13 protein-coding genes are annotated in these 18,672 nt (G+C 65.5%); 9 read left to right on the top strand and 4 right to left on the bottom strand.

Annotated features, from left to right (window positions below):
- Positions 1–8: 8 nt before the first annotated feature.
- The 3 genes from ABD923_RS05700 to ABD923_RS05690 form a co-directional block, all read right to left on the bottom strand.
- On the bottom strand, positions 9–722 hold the full coding sequence (locus ABD923_RS05700) for a DUF2306 domain-containing protein (protein WP_259546188.1): 714 nt from the start codon (positions 720–722) through the stop codon (positions 9–11).
- A gap of 71 nt (positions 723–793) precedes the next feature.
- Entirely contained in the window at positions 794–4,297 is a 3,504-nt protein-coding gene (gene mfd, locus ABD923_RS05695; protein WP_259546189.1) for a transcription-repair coupling factor, read from the bottom strand.
- Positions 4,298–4,350: 53 nt separating this feature from the next.
- The gene (locus ABD923_RS05690) at positions 4,351–4,869 is read right to left on the bottom strand and encodes a component of SufBCD complex (protein ID WP_259546190.1); all 519 of its coding nucleotides are present in this window, start codon (positions 4,867–4,869) and stop codon (positions 4,351–4,353) included.
- Positions 4,870–5,042: 173 nt separating this feature from the next.
- Between ABD923_RS05690 and hemB the strand changes: the two genes are divergently transcribed.
- The 8 genes from hemB to ABD923_RS05650 all read left to right on the top strand — a co-directional run bounded on the left by hemB (position 5,043) and on the right by ABD923_RS05650 (position 13,833).
- The gene (gene hemB, locus ABD923_RS05685; protein ID WP_259546191.1) at positions 5,043–6,041 is read left to right on the top strand and encodes a porphobilinogen synthase; all 999 of its coding nucleotides are present in this window, start codon (positions 5,043–5,045) and stop codon (positions 6,039–6,041) included.
- 192 nt (positions 6,042–6,233) lie between these two features.
- Positions 6,234–6,791 (top strand): lipid-binding SYLF domain-containing protein, encoded by a 558-nt coding sequence (locus tag ABD923_RS05680; RefSeq protein ID WP_259546192.1) that lies wholly within the window; start codon positions 6,234–6,236, stop codon positions 6,789–6,791.
- An 80-nt stretch (positions 6,792–6,871) separates the two neighbouring features.
- Positions 6,872–9,343, top strand: coding sequence for a penicillin acylase family protein (locus ABD923_RS05675; RefSeq protein ID WP_259546193.1), 2,472 nt, complete (start codon positions 6,872–6,874; stop codon positions 9,341–9,343).
- Between the two features lie 106 nt (positions 9,344–9,449).
- Entirely contained in the window at positions 9,450–10,328 is an 879-nt protein-coding gene (locus tag ABD923_RS05670; protein WP_259546194.1) for an ATPase, read from the top strand.
- A 34-nt stretch (positions 10,329–10,362) separates the two neighbouring features.
- Entirely contained in the window at positions 10,363–11,322 is a 960-nt protein-coding gene (locus ABD923_RS05665; protein WP_259546195.1) for a homoserine O-succinyltransferase, read from the top strand.
- Positions 11,319–12,266 (top strand): alpha/beta fold hydrolase, encoded by a 948-nt coding sequence (locus ABD923_RS05660; RefSeq protein WP_259546196.1) that lies wholly within the window; start codon positions 11,319–11,321, stop codon positions 12,264–12,266. Before ABD923_RS05665 ends, ABD923_RS05660 begins: the two co-directional genes overlap by 4 nt.
- 54 nt (positions 12,267–12,320) lie before the next feature.
- The gene (gene ppk2, locus ABD923_RS05655) at positions 12,321–13,211 is read left to right on the top strand and encodes a polyphosphate kinase 2 (RefSeq protein WP_259546197.1); all 891 of its coding nucleotides are present in this window, start codon (positions 12,321–12,323) and stop codon (positions 13,209–13,211) included.
- A 4-nt stretch (positions 13,212–13,215) separates the two neighbouring features.
- Positions 13,216–13,833 carry a TetR/AcrR family transcriptional regulator gene (locus ABD923_RS05650; RefSeq protein WP_222187411.1) on the top strand — a complete coding sequence of 206 codons (618 nt, stop codon included), beginning with the start codon at positions 13,216–13,218 and terminating at the stop codon, positions 13,831–13,833.
- 237 nt (positions 13,834–14,070) lie between these two features.
- Here the strand turns inward: ABD923_RS05650 and ABD923_RS05645 are convergent, their stop codons facing one another.
- Entirely contained in the window at positions 14,071–17,478 is a 3,408-nt protein-coding gene (locus ABD923_RS05645; protein ID WP_259546198.1) for an indolepyruvate ferredoxin oxidoreductase family protein, read from the bottom strand.
- 205 nt (positions 17,479–17,683) lie between these two features.
- Between ABD923_RS05645 and ABD923_RS05640 the strand changes: the two genes are divergently transcribed.
- The gene (locus tag ABD923_RS05640; protein WP_259546199.1) at positions 17,684–18,598 is read left to right on the top strand and encodes a LysR family transcriptional regulator; all 915 of its coding nucleotides are present in this window, start codon (positions 17,684–17,686) and stop codon (positions 18,596–18,598) included.
- The last annotated feature ends 74 nt before the right edge of the window (positions 18,599–18,672 follow it).

Here is an 18,672-nt window from a genome sequence, read left to right as displayed (position 1 = left end):
CGTCTGGCTTACTCTGCCGGGGTCGCGATCGCGGCGCGCTTGGCATCGCGCGTCTTTTCGTGGTGCCACCACCACAAGACCACCAGCACGTTCGGCACCCAGCAGGACCAGCCGATATAGGGAAAGACCACGTCCTGGTCGAACCAGATCCGCAGGATCGGCAGTTGCAGGCGGAAGCTGACCGCGCCGAAGCTGAGCGCCGCCATCATGATCATCCAGCGCCGGTGCCGTTGCACGTCACCTGCCAGGATCGCTTGCATGCCGATGGCCAGCGCGGCGAACCAGTTGAACGCCCCAAGCGCAAAGCCCGCCTCGGACCAGAGCGGCCAGCGCATGTTGAAACTCACCGGAATGGTCGTCAGCGCCGAGATCGTCACGACCGGCACAAGGAACCAGCCCAGCCACTTGTGGCTGTTCCCGCGGCGACGCCACCAGCGCGACACCTGCAACGGGATCAGGATGACGGCGAGGCCGCCGAAGAACATGTGGACGGCCAGCGTCGTGCCCACGTTCTCGATATGGTAGGCGACGTGGCGCGCGCCCTCGCGGATGCCCTGCTCCACGAATTGCCAAGCAGCGACGGAAACGCCTTCCTCCAGCGACGGGAAGAAGCCGTAATAGAGGCCCGGCGGCACGAATTTGAAAGCCGAGAGAGCAGAGAGAAGCGAGAAGAACCAGAAGGCGAACCATCCCACCTTGGTCCAGGCGCTGTTTCGTTCCATGGAACACCCCTTTTCACCCTCGCGCGCGAAGGCTGCTTACCGCCGAATGGTTGGCGCTGACAATCCTCTGCTCAGCTTTTCTTGGGCGGCGTGGCATATTGGGCAAGATCTCGCGCAATGGCGAAGGCGCCCTTGATCTTGTCGGCCTCTTTCACCCAGTCGCGGCGCACGACGATCCTGTTATCCTTGACCTTGGCCAGCCCCTTCTGGTTCTGGATGAAATCCACCAGCCCCTGCGGGTTCGGAAACTTGTTGTCGTGGAATTGCAGGGTCGCACCCTTCGGCCCGGCATCGAGCTTGGCGATATGGGCGCGCTTGCACATGGCCTTGATGCGCACCACCAGAAGCAGCGTGTTGACCTCGCGCGGGAGCTTGCCGAAGCGATCGATCAACTCGGCGGCGAAGCCTTCGAGATCGACCTTGGTCTCCAACTGGCTGAGCCGGCGGTAGAGGCCAAGCCGCACATCGAGATCGGGCACGTAATCCTCGGGGATCAGGACCGGCACGCCGAGATTGATCTGGGGCGACCACTGGCCATCGTCGCCCGGCAGCCCCTCGGCCTCGCCCGAGCGGATCTTGGAAATCGCCTCTTCCAGCATGGATTGATACAGCTCGAACCCGACCTCGCGGACGTGCCCGGATTGCTCCTCGCCCACGATATTGCCCGCACCGCGAATATCGAGATCCTGCGACGCGATGGTGAACCCCGCGCCGAGGCTGTCGAGGCTGCCCAGAACGCGCAGGCGTTTCTCGGCCGATTGGGTCAGCTTGGCGCGCGGCTTCGTCGTCAGGTAGGCATAGGCGCGGGTCTTGGCGCGGCCCACGCGGCCCCGGATCTGGTAGAGCTGCGCCAGCCCGAACATGTCGGCGCGGTGGATGATCATGGTGTTGGCGGTCGGGATGTCGATGCCGGATTCCACGATGGTCGTGGCCAGAAGCACGTCATATTTGCCGTCGTAAAACGCATTCATGCGGTCGTCGAGCTCGCCCGCCGCCATCTGGCCATGCGCGGTGACAAAGCTGACCTCGGGCACCTGGTCGGTCAGGAACTCCTCGATCTCGCGCAAGTCCTCGATGCGGGGCACCACGTAGAAGGACTGCCCGCCGCGATAGTGCTCGCGCAGCAGCGCCTCGCGGATCGTCACCGCGTCGAACTCGCTGACATAGGTGCGGATGGCGAGGCGGTCGACCGGCGGCGTGCCGATCAGGCTGAGGTCGCGCACGCCCGACAGCGACATCTGTAGCGTGCGCGGAATCGGCGTGGCCGACAGCGTCAGGACATGCACGTCCGAGCGCATTTCCTTCAGCCGTTCCTTGTGGGTCACGCCAAAGCGCTGTTCCTCGTCGATCACCAGCAGGCCGAGGTTCTTGAACCGGATGTTCTTGGCCAGCAGCGCATGGGTGCCGATGACGATATCGACCGAGCCATCGGCCATGCCCTTCTTGGTCTCGCTGGCCTCTTTCTGGCTGACGAAGCGCGACAGCTGGCGCACGTTAATCGGGAAGCCCCGGAAACGGTCGCGGAAGGTCTTGGCGTGCTGGCGGGCCAGCAGCGTCGTCGGTGCGATGACCGCGACCTGAAGCCCCTGGGCGGCGGCGAGGAACGCCGCGCGCATCGCCACCTCGGTCTTGCCGAAGCCTACATCGCCCACCACCAGGCGGTCCATCGGACGCCCGCGTTCGAGATCCTCGATCACGTCGGCGATTGCGCTGAGCTGATCGTCGGTCTCCTCGTACGGAAAGCGGGCGCAGAAGGCCTCCCACATGTCGCCGGGCGGTTGCAGCATGGGGGCCGAGCGCAATTCCCGCTCGGCGGCGATGCGGATGAGCTTGTCCGCGATCTGGCGGATGCGTTCCTTGAGCCGGGCCTTTTTCGCCTGCCATGCCCCGCCGCCCAGCTTGTCGAGCAGCCCTTCTTCATGGCCGTAGCGCGAGAGAAGCTCGATATTCTCCACCGGCAGGAACAAACGGTCGCCCCCGGCATATTCCAGCGCAAGGCATTCATGCGGCGCGCCCATCGCGGTGATGGTTTCAAGTCCGTTATAGCGGCCAACCCCGTGATCGACATGAACGACCAGGTCGCCGGGCGACAGCGTCTGCGCCTCGGTCAGATAGTTCTCGGCCTTGCGCGTCTTGCGGCGCGGACGGATCAGCCGGTCGCCCAACACGTCCTGTTCCGAGATAACGGTCAGGCCCGCCCCGGTGAAACCCTGCTCCAGCGGCCAGACGGCCAAATGCACACCGCCGGTGGAGGGGCCAGAAAAACTCGAGTTTTTCTGGCCGGAAAACTCGAGTTTTCCGCCCCCTATGTCACGGGCATCGGTGATCTCGACGGTATCGGTGATGTCCTGGTCTTCAAGCAGGCCTTTGAGGCGTTCGCGCGCGCCCTCGGACCAACTGGCGATGACCACGGCGCCGTCTTCACGCTTTGCGCGAACATGATCCGCCAGAGCCCCGAAAAGACTGATATTTTCGTTCTGCCGCTCGGGCGCAAAATCGCGACCTGCCCGTCCGCCCGCGTCGATGACGCCGGGGCCCGGCGCTTGCGACAGGGGCGACAGCTGCACCACCCGATGCCCGGCAATGGCCGCCTGCCAGGCGTCATCGGAGAGGTAGAGTTGGTCGGGTGGCACCGGTTTATAAACCGTGTCCAGCCGCCCCTTCTGGGTCAGCGCCGTTTTGCGGGTGTCATACTGATCGGCGATCGACTCCCACCGCGCCAGCCGTTGAGGGGTCGATTGATCGTCCAGCGTGACGGCGGCATCCGGCAGGTAGTCGAACAGCGTTTCCAAACGCTCGTGGAAGAAGGGCAGCCAGTGCTCGACGCCCTGGTGCTTGCGGCCCGCGCTGACCGCTTCGTACAGCGGATCGTCCGTGCCGGCCGCGCCGAACTCGATCCGGTAATTCTGCCGAAACCGCGTGATGGAGGCCTCGTCCAGGATCACCTCGGAGACCGGGGCAAGCTCGATCCGCTCTAGCTTTTCGGTGGTGCGCTGGCTGACCGGATCGAAGCGGCGAGCCCCGTCAAGCGTGTCGCCGAAAAGGTCGAGGCGCACCGGCGCGTCCTCTCCCGGGGGCCAGACGTCGATGATGCCGCCGCGCACGGCATAGTCGCCGGGCTCTGTCACCGTGGGGGCCTGAACGAAGCCCATGCGCACGAAAAAGTCCTTCAGCGCGGCTTCGTCGATCCGGCCGCCGACGGTCGCTGCGAAGGCCGAGTTCCGCAAAAGGTCGCGCGGCGGGATATACTGCATCGCCGCGTTGAGCGTCGTGAGCAGGATGAAGTCGCCCCGGATCGCCCCCGCCGCCAGCGCCGCCAGCGTCGCCATGCGCTGCGCCGAGATGTCGGGATTGGGCGACACCCGGTCATATGGCAGGCAATCCCAGCCGGGAAAGCGCAGAACGGGGACCGTCGGGTCGAAAAAGGCGAGCGCGGTCGCCATCGCCTCGGCGCGCTTGTCATCGCGGGCGATGTGCAGCACGGGGCCGTCGCGCCGCGCCAGTTCGCGCAGCAGAAGCGTGGCGTCGAAGCCCTCGGGCGCGCCGCCGGCAAGGATGTGATCAGGCTGACTCATGGCGCGCGAGACCTACGCCGCGAGCGTGGGAAGTCAAGCACCTGTCCCGGCCCTCAGCCGAGCGGGCCGACGGTGACGTTGGTGTACATGCCCCAGAACGCGGTCAGGAAGATGAAGAGCACGCCCAGCATCTGTACCTTGATCCGATGGGAACGCAGCACGCCGGACACGTCCTGGTAGCCGCTGGCCTGCAACCGACGCGCCGTCGCGACCAGGAGCGCCCCGACGAGGAACGCGGGGAAGATCAGCAGGAAGATGGCCTGGCAGAACTCCACCCGGTAGGCCCATCCCGTGATCGCCAGCCCGGTCGACAGGAAGGCGGCAAAGCCCAGCATGACCGGCCCGGAGACCGCAGTCACAGCAAGCAGGCGTTCGCTGTTGATCTCGACCAGCGCCTGCATGTCCCGGGCCGCCCGCGCATCGCCGCGGCGGGCGCGATTGACGATGTGATAGGGCACCCCGAGGGTCCAATGCGACAGGGTCGACCACATGATCGCCAGCACGATCCAGTACCAAAGGTTCGAAAACGACCTGAGGTCGATCACTTCTGTCACAAGGTCGAGAAAATCCACGCGGATGCGTCCGTTCACTGCTGGCTGCCGATTTGGCGCGCACCATAGGCGCGGGGTTTGTGGGATGCCAGCGACGAAAATGCCGCTCCGCGCGCTTTGCCGCCTTGAAGCCACACCCCTTGGCGTGGCACCGATTTGCGCAACGCCAAGATGAGAAAACAAGGACGCACGCCATGAGCGCCAACCAGGCCCCCTTCCCCGCCGCCCGTTTCCGCCGGACCCGCGCCAGCGCGTCGCTGCGCAACCTCGTGCGCGAGACCGAGATCAGCGTGAATGACCTGATCTGGCCGATCTTCGTGCGCGATGGCGAAGGCGTGGAAGAACCGGTGGCCTCGATGCCCGGCGTGATCCGTCGCAGCGTCGACAAGATCGTCGAGGCCGCGCGCGAGGCCCACAGCCTGGGCATCCCGGCCATCTGCCTGTTTCCCTACACGGACCCGTCCCTGAAAACCGAGCTTTGCGAAGAGGCGTGGAACCCCGACAACCTGTCGAACCGCGCGATCCGCGCGATCAAGGACGCGGTGCCCGAGCTTGCGGTGATGACCGATATCGCGCTCGACCCCTACAATGCCAACGGCCATGACGGGATCGTCCGCGACGGGGTCATCGTGAATGACGAAACCGTCGAAGCACTGGTGAAGATGGCGCTGGCGCAGGCCGAGGCCGGGGCGGATATCCTTGGGCCGTCGGACATGATGGACGGGCGCATCGGGGCGATGCGCAGCGCGCTCGAGGCCGAGGGCCATGTGAACGTCACGATCATGTCCTATGCCGCGAAATTCGCCAGCGCCTATTACGGGCCGTTCCGCGACGCGGTGGGCGCCTCGGGCGCGTTGAAGGGCGACAAGAAGACCTACCAGATCGACCCCGCCAACCGGGCCGAGGCGCTGCGCTGCGTCGAGCGTGACCTGACCGAGGGCGCGGACATGGTCATGGTCAAACCCGGCCAGCCGTATCTCGACATGGTGCGCGAGGTGAAGGACCGCTTCGGCGCGCCGACCTATGCCTACCAGGTGTCCGGCGAATACGCGATGATCGAGGCCGCCGCGCAGAACGGCTGGATCGATGGCGAGAAGGTCATGCTGGAAAGCCTGATGTGTTTCCGCCGCGCCGGCTGCGACGGAGTGCTGACCTATTTCGCGCCGCGTGTGGCGAAACTGCTGAACGGCTAGGTCTGGTCGGGCGCGCAACCTGTAGCGGTCTGATCGGCGGAAACCCGCATGGCTTGTGGTATTGGTGGATGACAGGCGCAGCAAACCCGCGTAGTCTGTCGCTGGAACCTTGCGCAGATGACGCGAGGCTGAATTGAGGCATCCCGTCCGCCGACAACTGGCCGGACCACAGGACAAAGGGCAGATCGACCCATGAGCAGCACCACGCGCAGGAATTTCGTGATTGGCGGGGCTTCGATCCCGCTTCTGGCCGCATGCGGCAACGGGCTGAACAGCCAGGGCAGCCAGCGTATCGACGCCCGCGTCGATAGCGCCATCGAGTTCATGTATAGCGAGGTGCCCGGCACCCGCGAACTGGCCCGGGACGCCGCGGGCATGCTGGTCATGCCGCTGGTGACCGAGGCGGGCTTCGGCTTTGGCGGCAGCTACGGGCGCGGCGCATTGCGGATCAACGGCGCGACCGTCGATTACTACTCGGCCACCTCGGGCAGCTTCGGGTTGCAGATCGGCGCGCAGCAATACGCCCACACCCTCTTTTTCATGACCGAGGACGCGCTGCGCGAGTTCCGCTATTCGACCGGTTGGTCGGTCGGTGCGGACGTGCGCTATGCCGTCAACAGCGAGGGCGCGACCCTTGGGGTGGACACCACCACCCTGCTCGATCCGGTGATCGCGGTGATCTACGGACAAGCCGGCCTGATCGTGGGCGCCACGCTCGAAGGCACCCGCTACGCCCGCATCCTTCCGTAACGTCCGTTTGACAGCACTGCGCTTTGCATTCGCGTCTCTGACCGGCTAGATGGCGCGGTAGTTTTCCGCCCCGAGGTTTCATGCCCGTCATCCTGCGCTGGCTAGTGCGACTGGTGTCGATCGCGATCGCGCTGAGCGTGGCCGCGATTGCCGTTGTCTGGTGGATTGCGGGGCGCTCGATCCCCGAGTACGACGCCAACTGGCAGGTCGACGGGCTGACCGGCCCGGTCGAGATCGTGCGCAACACCTCGGCCATCCCGCATATCTTCGGAGAAACCGACGAGGACGTGTTCTACGGCCTCGGTTTTGCCCATGCGCAGGACCGGTTGTGGCAGATGCTCATGGTCCGGCGCACCGTGCAGGGCCGCTTGTCCGAGCTCTTCGGGCGGCCCACGGTGCAGATCGATGACCTGATGCGGCGGCTGGATCTTTACGGGCATGCGCGCCGCTCGGTCGAGGCGCTGGAGCCGCGGACCATATCCGAGTTGCAGGCCTATTCCGACGGCGTGAACGCGTGGATCCGGCTGGTCGGGTCCGAAGCCCTGGGTCGCGGCGCGCCCGAACTGTTCCTGTTCGAACCGGAAATCGCACCGTGGCGCCCCGCCGACAGCGTCGCGGTCAGCTTTGCCATGGCCCTGCAACTGGCCAACCATCACGAGGAAGAGGTGCTGCGCGCCCGCGCGGCGCTGGCGCTGGATGACCCGGAACGTTTGGCCGACCTGCTGCCGGATGCCCCGGGCACGGGCGCGACCGAACTGGCCGATTACGCAAGTCTTTTCGATGCGCCGCTGCCGCGCTACGCGCAGAGCGTTTCGCCCCCGCGCCATCCGCTGCATCCCAACTATCTCGGGCGGGGGCGCAGCGGGGCGTCGAACATCTTTGCGGCCACGCCCGAACGCTCGGCCGCGGGCGGTGCGCTTCTGGCCAATGATCCGCATCTGGAACTGACGGCCCCCTCGCCCTGGTATCTTGCCCGGCTGGAGCTTTCGACCGGCGGCGTGATCGGGGGGACCATCCCTGGCATGCCCATGGTGGTGGCCGGCCGCAGCGAGACCTTGGCCTGGGGCATCACCAACGCCTATCTCGACGACATGGACCTGCATGTCGAGGAACTGAACCCCGACAACCCGCAGGAGTACCGCACGCCGGAGGGCTGGGCTCCCTTCGCGACGCGCCGCTCGATCATCGAGATCGCGGACGAGACACCGATCACCATCACCCTGCGCAATACCGAGAACGGGCCGGTCATCCCCGGCACCCATTACGACATCGCGACCGTGACGCCGCCGGGCCATGTCATGAGCCTGAGCTGGACGGCCCTGACCGACGAGAACACCTCGATCCAGACCGGCATGCGCCTGATGCGCGCGCAGACCATCGAGGAGGCCTTTGCCGCGGGCGAGGATTTCGTCGCGCCGGCGCAGAACCTGATGGTGGCCAGCGCCGACGGGCGCATCGGCATGCAGGTGATCGGCCACATCCCCTGGCGCATGACCGGCCACCAGACGCAGGCACGCATGCCCTCGCCGGGCTGGGAGCCCGACAACCGCTGGCAAGGTATCACGCAGTATTTCGCCAACCCCACCTTCATCGACCCCGAGGGCGGTGTCCTTGGCAACACGAACAACAAGTCGGTGGATCGCGATTTCCCGCTCCATATCAGCTTCGACTGGGGCGACACGCAGCGCATCACGCGACTTACGCGGCTGATGCGCGATCGGCAGGTGCATACCCGCGACAGCTTCATCGAGGCGCAGCTAGACGCGGTCTCGGCGGCGGCGCGCAACATCCTGCCCCTCGTCGCGCGGGACCTGTGGTTCACCGGTGAAACCGCCCCCGCCGGGACGCCGGAACGCCGACGCCAGCGCGCGCTGGAGCTTCTGGCCGATTGGGACGGCGAGATGAACGAACACCTGCCCGAGCCGCTGATCTACGCAAGCTGGATGCGGCACCTGCAACAGCGCCTGATCCGCGACGAGATCGGCCCGCTGGCCGACGAATTCTGGCAGCTTGAGCCGGTCTTCATCGAACGGGTGTTCCGGGACGTGAACGGCGCGGCGGTCTGGTGCGACGTGGGCCCCTCGACCGCGACCGAGACCTGTACCGGCATCGCGCGGCTGGCGCTGGACGACGCCTTGCAGGAACTGTCCGAGGCCTATGGCGGAGACCTCGAAAGCTGGCGCTGGGGCGCCGCGCACGAGGCGCATCACGATCACCCGGTCTTGGGCGACACGCGGCTGTTTTCATGGATCGTGAACATTCGGCAGCCCACCTCGGGCGGGGATTTCACGCTGCAACGCGGGGCCACCCTTGGCGATGGACCGACGCCCTACGCCAACATACACGCGGCTGGCTATCGCGGTGTCTATGATTTCGCCGATCCCGAAAGCTCGGTCTTCATCATCTCCACGGGCCAGTCCGGCCACCCGTTGAGCCGTCACTACGACGATCTGGGGGAGTTGTGGCGGCGCGGCGAATACGTGCCCATGACGCTTGACCCCGACCTGGCGCGCGCCGGAAACCTTGGCATCACGACCCTGACCCCGCGCTGACACCCTATGCCTCGTCACTTGGACCGGCTGGGAAAACGCCCCTTCCCGGTCTCGCGTGGCTGCGCTAGGAAACGGCACGCTTGTTCATCCCATCAAGGTGTCGTCCATGCCCCTTCTCTATGACAGCCCCGAGGCGTGGCTTGCGTCGCCCGAAAAACGCCTATCGGTTTTCGGCATGTCGGGGCTTGGGAAGACGCGGCTGGCCAGCCTGCTGCGCGAGCATGGCGACTGGTTCCACTACTCGATCGATTACCGCATCGGCACCGCCTATATGGGTGAGCACATCACAGACAACCTCAAGCGGCAGGCCATGCAGGTGCCGTTCCTGGCGGACCTGCTGCGCTCGGATTCGATCTATATCGGCTCCAACATCCGCTTCGATAACCTCGCGCCGCTCTCGACCTATCTTGGCAAGCCGGGCGATCCGGCCAAGGGCGGCTTGCCCTTCGATGAATACATGCGTCGGCAGGACCTGCACCGCCGGGCCGAGATCAACGCGTTGCTGGATACACCCGCCTTCATCGCCCGTGCCCATGACCTTTATGGCTACCCGCATTTCGTGAACGACACCGGCGGGTCGATCTGCGAGGTGGTGGACCCGGCCAACCCGAAGGACGAGGTGCTCTGCGCGCTTTCGCACCACACGCTGCTGGTCTGGATCGAGGGCACCGAGGCCCATACCGATGAACTGATCCGCCGCTTCGACCGCGCGCCGAAACCGATGTATTACCAACCCGCCTTCCTGCGCGCGGAATGGGCCAGCTACCTTGACCAGAGCGGCCAGTCGCCCGAGACGGTCGACCCCGACGCCTTCGTGCGGTTTGCCTATGCCCGCGCCCTGGCCCATCGCGCGCCGCTTTATGCCGCGATGGCGCAACACTGGGGCGTCAGCGTCACCGCGGCCGAGGTCGAAAGCGTGCGTGACGCCGCCGATGCCGAAGCGATGGTCGCCGCCGCCCTTGGACGCCGCGCCGCAAGCGCCTAGATCAACCCCCCGGACCTATCGGAGAATTCAGCCCGTGCCCATTCGCCTGCCCACCAGCCTGCCCGCCTTCTCGATCCTGAAGGACGAGGGCGTCATGGTCATGGGCCGGCGCGCCGCCGACAAGCAGGATATTCGCCCGCTGCGCATCGCGCTTCTCAACCTGATGCCCAAGAAGATCCAGACCGAGACGCAATTCGCCCGGCTGATCGGCGCGACGCCTCTGCAGGTCGAATTCTCGCTGATCCGCATGACCGATCACGAGACCCGCAACACCGCGCCGGAACATATGGAGGAGTTCTACCGCCCCTTCCGCGATGTCGAGGCCACGGGCGAGAAATTCGACGGGCTGATCATCACCGGCGCCCCGATCGAGCATCTGCCCTTCGAAGAGGTCACCTACTGGGACGAGTTGACCCGCGTCTTCGAGTGGACCCAGACCCATGTCCATTCCACCTTCGGCGTCTGCTGGGGCGGGATGGCGATGATCCACTACTTCCATGGGGTGAAGAAACATCTGCTGCCGCGAAAGCTCTTCGGGTGCTACCGGCACCAGAACCTTGCCCCCGACAGCCCCTATTTGCGCGGCTTCTCGGATGACTTCGTCATGCCGGTCAGCCGCTGGACCGAGATGCGCCGCGACGAGATCGAGGCCGCCGGCCTGCCCGTGCTGCTGCATTCGGACGCCGTGGGGACGGGCCTCGTGGAGGACCCCGACCGCCGCGCGCTTTATGTCTTCAACCATCTCGAATACGACAGCGGCACGCTGAACGAGGAATACCAGCGCGACCTCGCCGGCGCGCAGGTCGATGGCGCCGAGATCCAGCTGCCGGTGAATTATTTCCCCGATGATGATCCCGCGCGCCGCCCGCCGAACCGCTGGCGCAGCCAGGCGCATCTGCTCTACGGCAACTGGATTTCCGAGGTCTACCTGACCACCCCCTTCGAGATCGAGCGGATCGGCACGACCAGCACGGACTGGCGCAAGGGCGAATGAAGCTCATTCTCCTCCTGCTTGGCCTTGTTGTGTTTTCGGTCGCGCTGACGCTCTGGAAGGCGGCGCGGCACGAACGCCTCTCCGAGGAACATTGGCCGCCCGAGGGGGAATTCCTGACGATCGACGGGCATCGCGTGCACTATGTCCTGCGCGGCAGCGGCCCCGACCTTGTCCTGATCCACGGGGCCAGCGGAAACACCCGCGATTTCACCTTCGCGATGGTGGACCGGCTGGCCGGGCGCTACCGCGTCATCGTCTTCGACCGGCCAGGGCTCGGCTACACGGACCGGATCAACCGCACCGGCGCGACGCTGCGCCAACAAGCCGACCTGCTGGTGCGCGCGGCGACCGAACTCGGCGCCGAACGGCCTTTGGTCTTCGGCCATTCCTATGGTGGCTCGGTCGCGCTGGCCTGGGCGGTGCATCATCCCGAGCGGCTGTCGGGGCTGACCCTGTCTGCGGCGGCCTCGAACCCCTGGAGCACCGGCCTCGGCACCTATTACACCGTGCTGTCGCACCCCATCGGACAATCCCTCGTGATCCCTGCGCTTACGGCCTGGGTGCCGGACCGCGTGGTCGACGACACGATCGACAGCGTCTTTCTGCCCGACATGGCGCCTGAGGGATACCACGCCCATATCGGCGCGGGCCTGACGCTGCGCCGCGTGTCGATGCGGGCCAACGCCTTGCAGCGCGCCAACCTGCTGGAGGAAATCACGGCACAGGTCCCGCGCTATGGCGAGATTGCCGTCCCGGTCGAGATCGTCCACGGCGATGCGGACGAAACCGTGCAGCTCAGGGTGCATTCGATCCCGCTGTCGCAGCAGATCGCCGGCGCCAACCTGACCGTGCTCGACGGGATCGGTCACATGCCCCACCATGCCGTGCCCGAAGCGACCGACGCCGCCATCGACCGCACCGCGTCCCGCGCCGGATTGCGCTGAGCGGCCCCGCCGCCTAATGTGACGCCTCATAACATGACGGCAAAGGCAGGCCAGATGAGCAAACCCTTCGATGGCGCGATCACCAGGTTCTACAAGGAAGAGGCGCCCGAAAGCGTGCGCAAGGCGATCAAATCCGCCAAGAAGGACACGATCCTCGACCCCGGCTACCCTTATCCCGAACGGATGGACAAGAAGGAGTACGAGGGTCAACTCGCCGCGCTTCAGATCGAGCTGGTGAAATTCCACGCCTGGGTGCGCGACACGGGCGAACGCATTGCCGTGGTCTTCGAAGGGCGCGACGCGGCCGGCAAGGGCGGGTCCATCAAGCGCGTGCGCGAAAACCTCAACCCGCGGGTGGCCGGCGTCGTGGCCTTGCAGAAACCGACCGAGCGCGAAGCCAGCCAATGGTATTTCCAGCGCTACGTGCACCACTTGCCCGCCGCCGGAGAGATCCGGCTATTCGACCGCAGCTGGTACAATCGCGGCGTGGTCGAGCATGTCTTCGGCTTCTGCATGCCCGAGCAGCGGCAGGCCTTTTTCCGCCAACTGCCCGATTTCGAGCATATGCTGGTGCGCGACGGCGTACGCCTGACGAAACTCTGGCTGAACGTGGGCCGAGCCGAGCAACTCCGCCGGTTCCTCGACCGCGAGAATGACCCGCTGAAACAGTGGAAACTCAGCTGGATCGATGTCGAAGGCCTCAAGAAATGGGACGCCTATTCGGATGCGATCGGCGAAACGCTGGCGCTTGGCCACACGGCGCATGCGCCCTGGACGGTGATCCGCGCCGATGACAAGCGCCGCGCGCGGCTGGCCGTGATCCGGGCGATCCTGTCGGGCATGGACTATCCGGGCAAGGATGACGAGCTGGTCGGCAAGCCCGACCCCATGATCTGCGGCGGCCCCGAGATGTGGGCCGATCACTCCGCGCCGAACGGCGGCTGAGCGCATGTCAAAACGCGGCTATCACCACGGCAACCTCAAGCAGGCGCTGGTCGACGCGGCCCTGCGCCTGATCGAGGAAAAGGGCCCGACCGGTTTCACCCTGTCGGAGGCGGCGAAAAATGCCGGCGTAACGCCCGCCGCGGTCTACCGTCATTTCGAGGGGCGCGAGGACCTGATCGCGGAATGCGCGCGGCAGGGGCACGCGATCTTCTCGGACCTGATGGAACATGCGTTCAACGGCGGCCAACCCTCCGCGCTTGCGGCCTTCGAGGCGACGGGGCGCGCCTATCTCGCTTTCGCGCGGCGCTACCCGGGCCACTACATGGCCATGTTCGAAAGCGGCACCTCGGCCAACGCGACGCCCGAACTCGCCGCCGCCGCCAGCCGCTCGCGCGCGGTCCTCGAACGCGCGGCCGAGGCCTTGAGCGAGCAGCTGCCGGTTGAAAAACGCCCGCCGCCGACGATGTTCTCCTCCCATATCTGGGCCATGAGCCATGGGGTCGTGGAACTCTTCGCGCGCGGACGGCCCGGGGCCAACACCCCCTTCCCGCCCGAGGACCTGCTGGAAGCGGGGATCGGAATCTACCTGCGCGGTCTCGGCCTGATCCCGCCCGACCGCTGAATCCAATGGGGTTCGCCGCGCTGACGCGCGCCGACCCGTGCGAGGGGGCTGTCTGCCCCCTCGCGCTCCCCCGAGGATACTTCCCCGGATAAAGAAACAAGCACGATCCTGCCCGATCTTTATCCTTCAAATATGCATCGGCGCGACGCGCCAAGGCGCGGGCGATCGCCTCCGCAGGAGGCGTGAGGCCGCGCCTCCACCGGGCGACGGCGAAGCCGGCGCAATCCCTGCTTTGGTCTACTCGGCGGCCTCTGCCAAGGGCGCCCCGCCTGCGCGAAGAAGCGCAAGCAGATCTTCCCTTTGCCGCGCCGTCTTCTCGGCATTGGCCTCTTTCACCGGGCCGAAGCCACGGATCTGCAAGGGCAGTTCGGCCAGCGCCACGAGGGCATCCATCGTCTCGGACCGCGCTTCGGGGATGAAGGCCGCCATGTCGCGTTCGTATTGCTTGATCAGGCGGCGCTCCATCCGGCGCTCTGCGCTGTAGCCAAAGAGGTCCAGTGGCGTGCCGCGCAGACGCTTCATCCTTGCAAGCAGCGGATAGGCAGATTCGATCCACGGGCCGAAGGCCCGTTTCCTCGGGCGGCCATTGGCGTCCGTGCCGGGGATCAGCGGCGGGGCAAGGTGGTATTTCAGCGTGAACTCGCCCTCGAATTCCTCTCGCGCCTTTTCCGCCGTCTGCAAATGCAGCCGCGCCACCTCGTACTCGTCCTTGTAGGACAGCAGCTTGTGATAGCCCTTTGCAACAGCCTCCTTGAGGCGCGGATCGTCGATCCCGTCGACCATCTTGCGGTAGCGTTTCGCAAGCCGCGGCCCCTGGTAGTCGGTCAGATGCGCCTCGCGGAATGCGATCTTCTCGTCGAGGGGTTTCGGCAACTCGATCACGTCCGACCGCGTCAGCCGCTCGGCGGCATCGGGGTTCACAACGGCCCACCGCCCCATCTCGAAGGCCTGCAGGTTCGTCTGCACGGCGGCGCCGTTCAGCTCGATGGCCGCGCGGATCGCGTCGTGGCTGAGCGGCACCAGGCCCATCTGCCACGCCGCGCCGAAGGTCATCATGTTGGAATAGATCGAGTCGCCCAAAAGCGCCTTGGCCAGGTCCGTCGCATCGAAAAGCGCGAGGCGGTCCTGCACCCGCGCGCTGATCGCCGTTTTCAGGTCCTCTCCGGGGATGCGGAACTCGGGGTCGCGGGTGAAGGCGCCGGTGATGATCTCGTGGCTGTTCACGGCGGCGCCTGTTTGGCCTGTACGCATGGCCGACAGAGTCTTGGCGCCCCCGGTCACGACCAGGTCGCCGCCGATCACGGCATGGGCCTCGCCGGCGCCGATGCGGATGGCGCTGATATCCTCGGGGCGGTCCGCAAGCCGCAGGTGGATCCAGACGGCCCCCCCCTTCTGCGCAAGGCCCGCCATCTCGATCATGCCGGCCCCCTTGCCGTCGATCTGGGCGGCCTGCGCCATGACGGCCCCGATGGTGACGACGCCCGTACCGCCCACGCCGGTGACCAGCACGTTATGGGTGCCGTCAATGGCAGGCAGCGTCGGGTCCGGCAGGCCCGACAGATCGACCTCGGCCGTTGCCTGCTTGCGGATCTTGCCGCCCTCGACCGTGACGAAGCTGGGGCAGAAGCCCTTGAGGCAGGAAAAATCCTTGTTGCAGCTCGACTGGTCGATGGCGCGCTTGCGGCCAAGCTCGGTCTCCACCGGCACGATTGAGACGCAGTTCGACTGCACCCCGCAATCCCCGCAGCCCTCGCAGACATCGGTGTTGATGAAGACGCGGCGATCCGGGTCGGGGAAGGTGCCGCGCTTGCGGCGGCGGCGCTTCTCGGCGGCGCAGGTCTGGACGTAGATGATGACCGAGACGCCTTTCAGCGTCTGGTATTTCTCCTGCACGGTCATCAGGTCGTCGCGTTCGTGCCGCTCGCAGCCCTTGGGGAAGAGCGAGAAGTCGATCTCTTCCTTCGGGTCGTAGATCAGCGCGATGTGCTCGACCCCCATGGCCTGCACTTCATGCGCGATGCGGGCCGGGTCCAGGTCGCCCTCGTTATGCTGCCCGCCCGTCATGGCGACAGCATCGTTGAAGAGGATCTTGTAGGTGATGTTGGTCCCCGCCGCCACGGCCGCGCGAATGGCGAGGATGCCCGAGTGGTTGTAGGTGCCCTCCCCGAGGTTCTGGAACACGTGATCGCGGGTCGAGAACGGCGCCTCGCCCACCCAGTTCACGCCTTCGCCGCCCATATGGGTATAGGCCTCGGTGTTGCGGTCCATCCATTTGACCATGAAGTGACAGCCGATGCCGGCCCCGCCGCGCGCATCCTCGGGTACGCGGGTCGAGGTATTGTGCGGACAGCCCGAGCAGAACCACGGTGTGCGCTGCGCGAGGTCAGGCGTGTTGGAGGCGCGCATCGCCTGTTCAACCTTCGCCATGCCGGCGCGGATGCGGTCGGTCTCGCGCCCCTCCTCGATCAGGATATGACCGAGTTTCAGCGCGATATCGCCGGGATCGAGTGCGAAGTGGGTCGGGAAGAGGATCTCTCCATCCCCGCCCTTCCGGTAACCATAGACGCGGCGGCCGCGACGATCGTCGAAGATCGCCTCCTTGACCTGCACCTCGATCAGCTTGCGCTTTTCCTCGACCACGACGATCAGGTCGAGCCCTTCGGCCCAATCGCGCAGGGATGTCATGTCCATCGGCCAGGTCTGGCCCACCTTGTAGGTCGTGATGCCAAGGCGTTCGGCCTCCGGCGCGTCGATCCCCAGGGCGGAGAGCGCCGACATCAGGTCGAGCCAGTTCTTGCCCGCAGCGACAAGGCCGATCTTCGCCCCCGGCTTGCCCCAGACCCGCTTGTCGATGCCGTTTGCGCGGGCGAATGCCTCGGCGGCATAGCGTTTGTGCGCGACGAGCCGTTCTTCCTGCGGAACCCAGTGGTCGCCGAGGCGGATGTTCAACCCGCCCTCGGGCATGTCGAACTGGGGCAGGACAAAGGACATCCGGTCGGGGCGGCCATCGACAACCGCCGTGGCCTCGACCGTGTCCTTCATGGTCTTGAGGCCAACCCAGACACCGGCAAACCGCGACAGCGCGTAGCCGTAATGCCCGAAATCGAGAATTTCCTGCACGCCCGCCGGCGACAGGACGGGCATATGCGCATCGACCAGCGCCCAGTCGGACTGGTGGCAGGTGGTCGAGGATTCGCCGGTGTGATCGTCGCCCATCGCCATCAGCACGCCACCATGCGGCGAGGTGCCGGCCATGTTGACGTGACGCATGACATCGCCTGACCGGTCCACGCCCGGCCCCTTGCCATACCAGAGACCGAAGACGCCGTCGTATTTCCCTTCGCCGCGCAGCTCGGCGGTCTGGCTGCCCCACAAAGCGGTCGCGGCCAGGTCCTCGTTCAGACCGGGCTGGAAAACGACGTCGGCGTCCGTCAGCTGTTTGCCCGCACGCATCATCTGCATGTCGACCGCCCCGAGGGGCGATCCGCGATAGCCGGTGACAAGGCCGGCCGTGTTCAGCCCCGCGGCACGGTCCCGCGCTTTTTGCGCCAGCATCAGGCGCACCAGCGCCTGCGTGCCGTTCAGAAGGACGGGCGATTTCGTAAGGTCGAACCGGTCCGAAAGGGAAACCTGTTGCAAACCCATGGGGCACCTCCCTTGCCAGCTGGGGCTTTCACTATATATCGATTATAGGTCAAAAATACTGACCTGAAAACCACTTTTTCGCGGGGTTCGCGTTCAATGGTATACAAATGACGACGGAATTTCGGGCAAAGGCGCTTTTGCCTTTGAACGCGCTTTCAGACCCGCATATCTGGTATGCGCAAATGTAATGCCGAGGATTTGAAACGTGGATTGGGACAAGCTGCGCATCTTTCACGCCGTTGCCGACGCGGGCAGCCTGACTCATGCGGGTGACACCCTGCACCTGAGCCAATCCGCGGTCAGCCGACAGATTCGCGCCCTGGAAGAAGGGTTGAACACGACGCTCTTTCATCGCCACGCGCGGGGTCTGATCCTGACGGAACAGGGCGAACTCCTGTTCGACGCGACGCGCCACATGACGAAAAGGCTGGAGGCCGCCGCCGCCCGAATCCGCGACAGCGAGGAAGAGGTCTTCGGCGAATTGCGGGTGACCACGACGATCGGATTCGGGTCGCTCTGGCTCGCCCCGCGCCTGCCCGCGCTGTACGAGAAGTATCCGGACCTGAAAATCGACCTGATGCTGGAAGAGCGCGTGCTGGACCTGCCTATGCGCGAGGCCGATGTGGCGATCCGCATGAAAGAGCCGAGCCAGGCCGACCTGATCCGCCGCAAGCTGATGGCGATCAACATGCGCCTCTACGCCTCACCGAGCTACCTGGAAAAACACGGCACGCCGCAAACGCTGGAAGATCTGAGCGAGCACCGCCTGATCAGCCAGAACGCGAATTCCGCGCAGGTGTCGTCGGGCGCCGTGCTGGTGCGTGAACTGATGAGCTACGACGTCGGCAGCCATCTGACCGTGAACAACTATTTCGGCGTCTTGCAGGGGGTTATCCACGACCTCGGCATCGGGGTTCTGCCCGACTACCTCACGCAGGATTTCCCGGAGATCGTTCGCGTCTTGCCGGATGTGGAGTCCAACGAAGTGCCCGTATTCCTCGCCTACCCCGAGGAGTTGCGCCACTCAAAACGGATCGAGGCATTCCGGGAATTCGTCACCGAAGAGGTGATCGCGCATCGCCGTCGACTGAAGGAGGCCGCTGCCGGGGAATCCGCCTGAGTGCACCCCCGCACAGGCCGAGCCCTTTCTACCCTTGGCTGTGTGCTATGCGCCACATTCATACCCGGATTGCG

This window comes from [Roseibacterium] beibuensis (assembly GCF_039542305.1).
In the GTDB taxonomy this organism is placed as follows: domain Bacteria; phylum Pseudomonadota; class Alphaproteobacteria; order Rhodobacterales; family Rhodobacteraceae; genus Roseibacterium; species Roseibacterium beibuensis.
This window is presented reverse-complemented; position numbering and strand designations above follow the sequence as displayed.

What these genes read in the sequence shown, in the direction of transcription:
- ABD923_RS05700 (WP_259546188.1), bottom strand. Translation starts at nt 722, where the DNA reads ATGGAACGAAACAGCGCCTGGACCAAGGTGGGATGGTTCGCCTTCTGG.
- mfd (WP_259546189.1), bottom strand. Translation starts at nt 4,297, where the DNA reads ATGAGTCAGCCTGATCACATCCTTGCCGGCGGCGCGCCCGAGGGCTTC.
- hemB (WP_259546191.1), top strand. Translation starts at nt 5,043, where the DNA reads ATGAGCGCCAACCAGGCCCCCTTCCCCGCCGCCCGTTTCCGCCGGACC.
- ABD923_RS05680 (WP_259546192.1), top strand. Translation starts at nt 6,234, where the DNA reads ATGAGCAGCACCACGCGCAGGAATTTCGTGATTGGCGGGGCTTCGATC.
- ABD923_RS05675 (WP_259546193.1), top strand. Translation starts at nt 6,872, where the DNA reads ATGCCCGTCATCCTGCGCTGGCTAGTGCGACTGGTGTCGATCGCGATC.
- ABD923_RS05670 (WP_259546194.1), top strand. Translation starts at nt 9,450, where the DNA reads ATGCCCCTTCTCTATGACAGCCCCGAGGCGTGGCTTGCGTCGCCCGAA.
- ABD923_RS05660 (WP_259546196.1), top strand. Translation starts at nt 11,319, where the DNA reads ATGAAGCTCATTCTCCTCCTGCTTGGCCTTGTTGTGTTTTCGGTCGCG.
- ppk2 (WP_259546197.1), top strand. Translation starts at nt 12,321, where the DNA reads ATGAGCAAACCCTTCGATGGCGCGATCACCAGGTTCTACAAGGAAGAG.
- ABD923_RS05650 (WP_222187411.1), top strand. Translation starts at nt 13,216, where the DNA reads ATGTCAAAACGCGGCTATCACCACGGCAACCTCAAGCAGGCGCTGGTC.
- ABD923_RS05645 (WP_259546198.1), bottom strand. Translation starts at nt 17,478, where the DNA reads ATGGGTTTGCAACAGGTTTCCCTTTCGGACCGGTTCGACCTTACGAAA.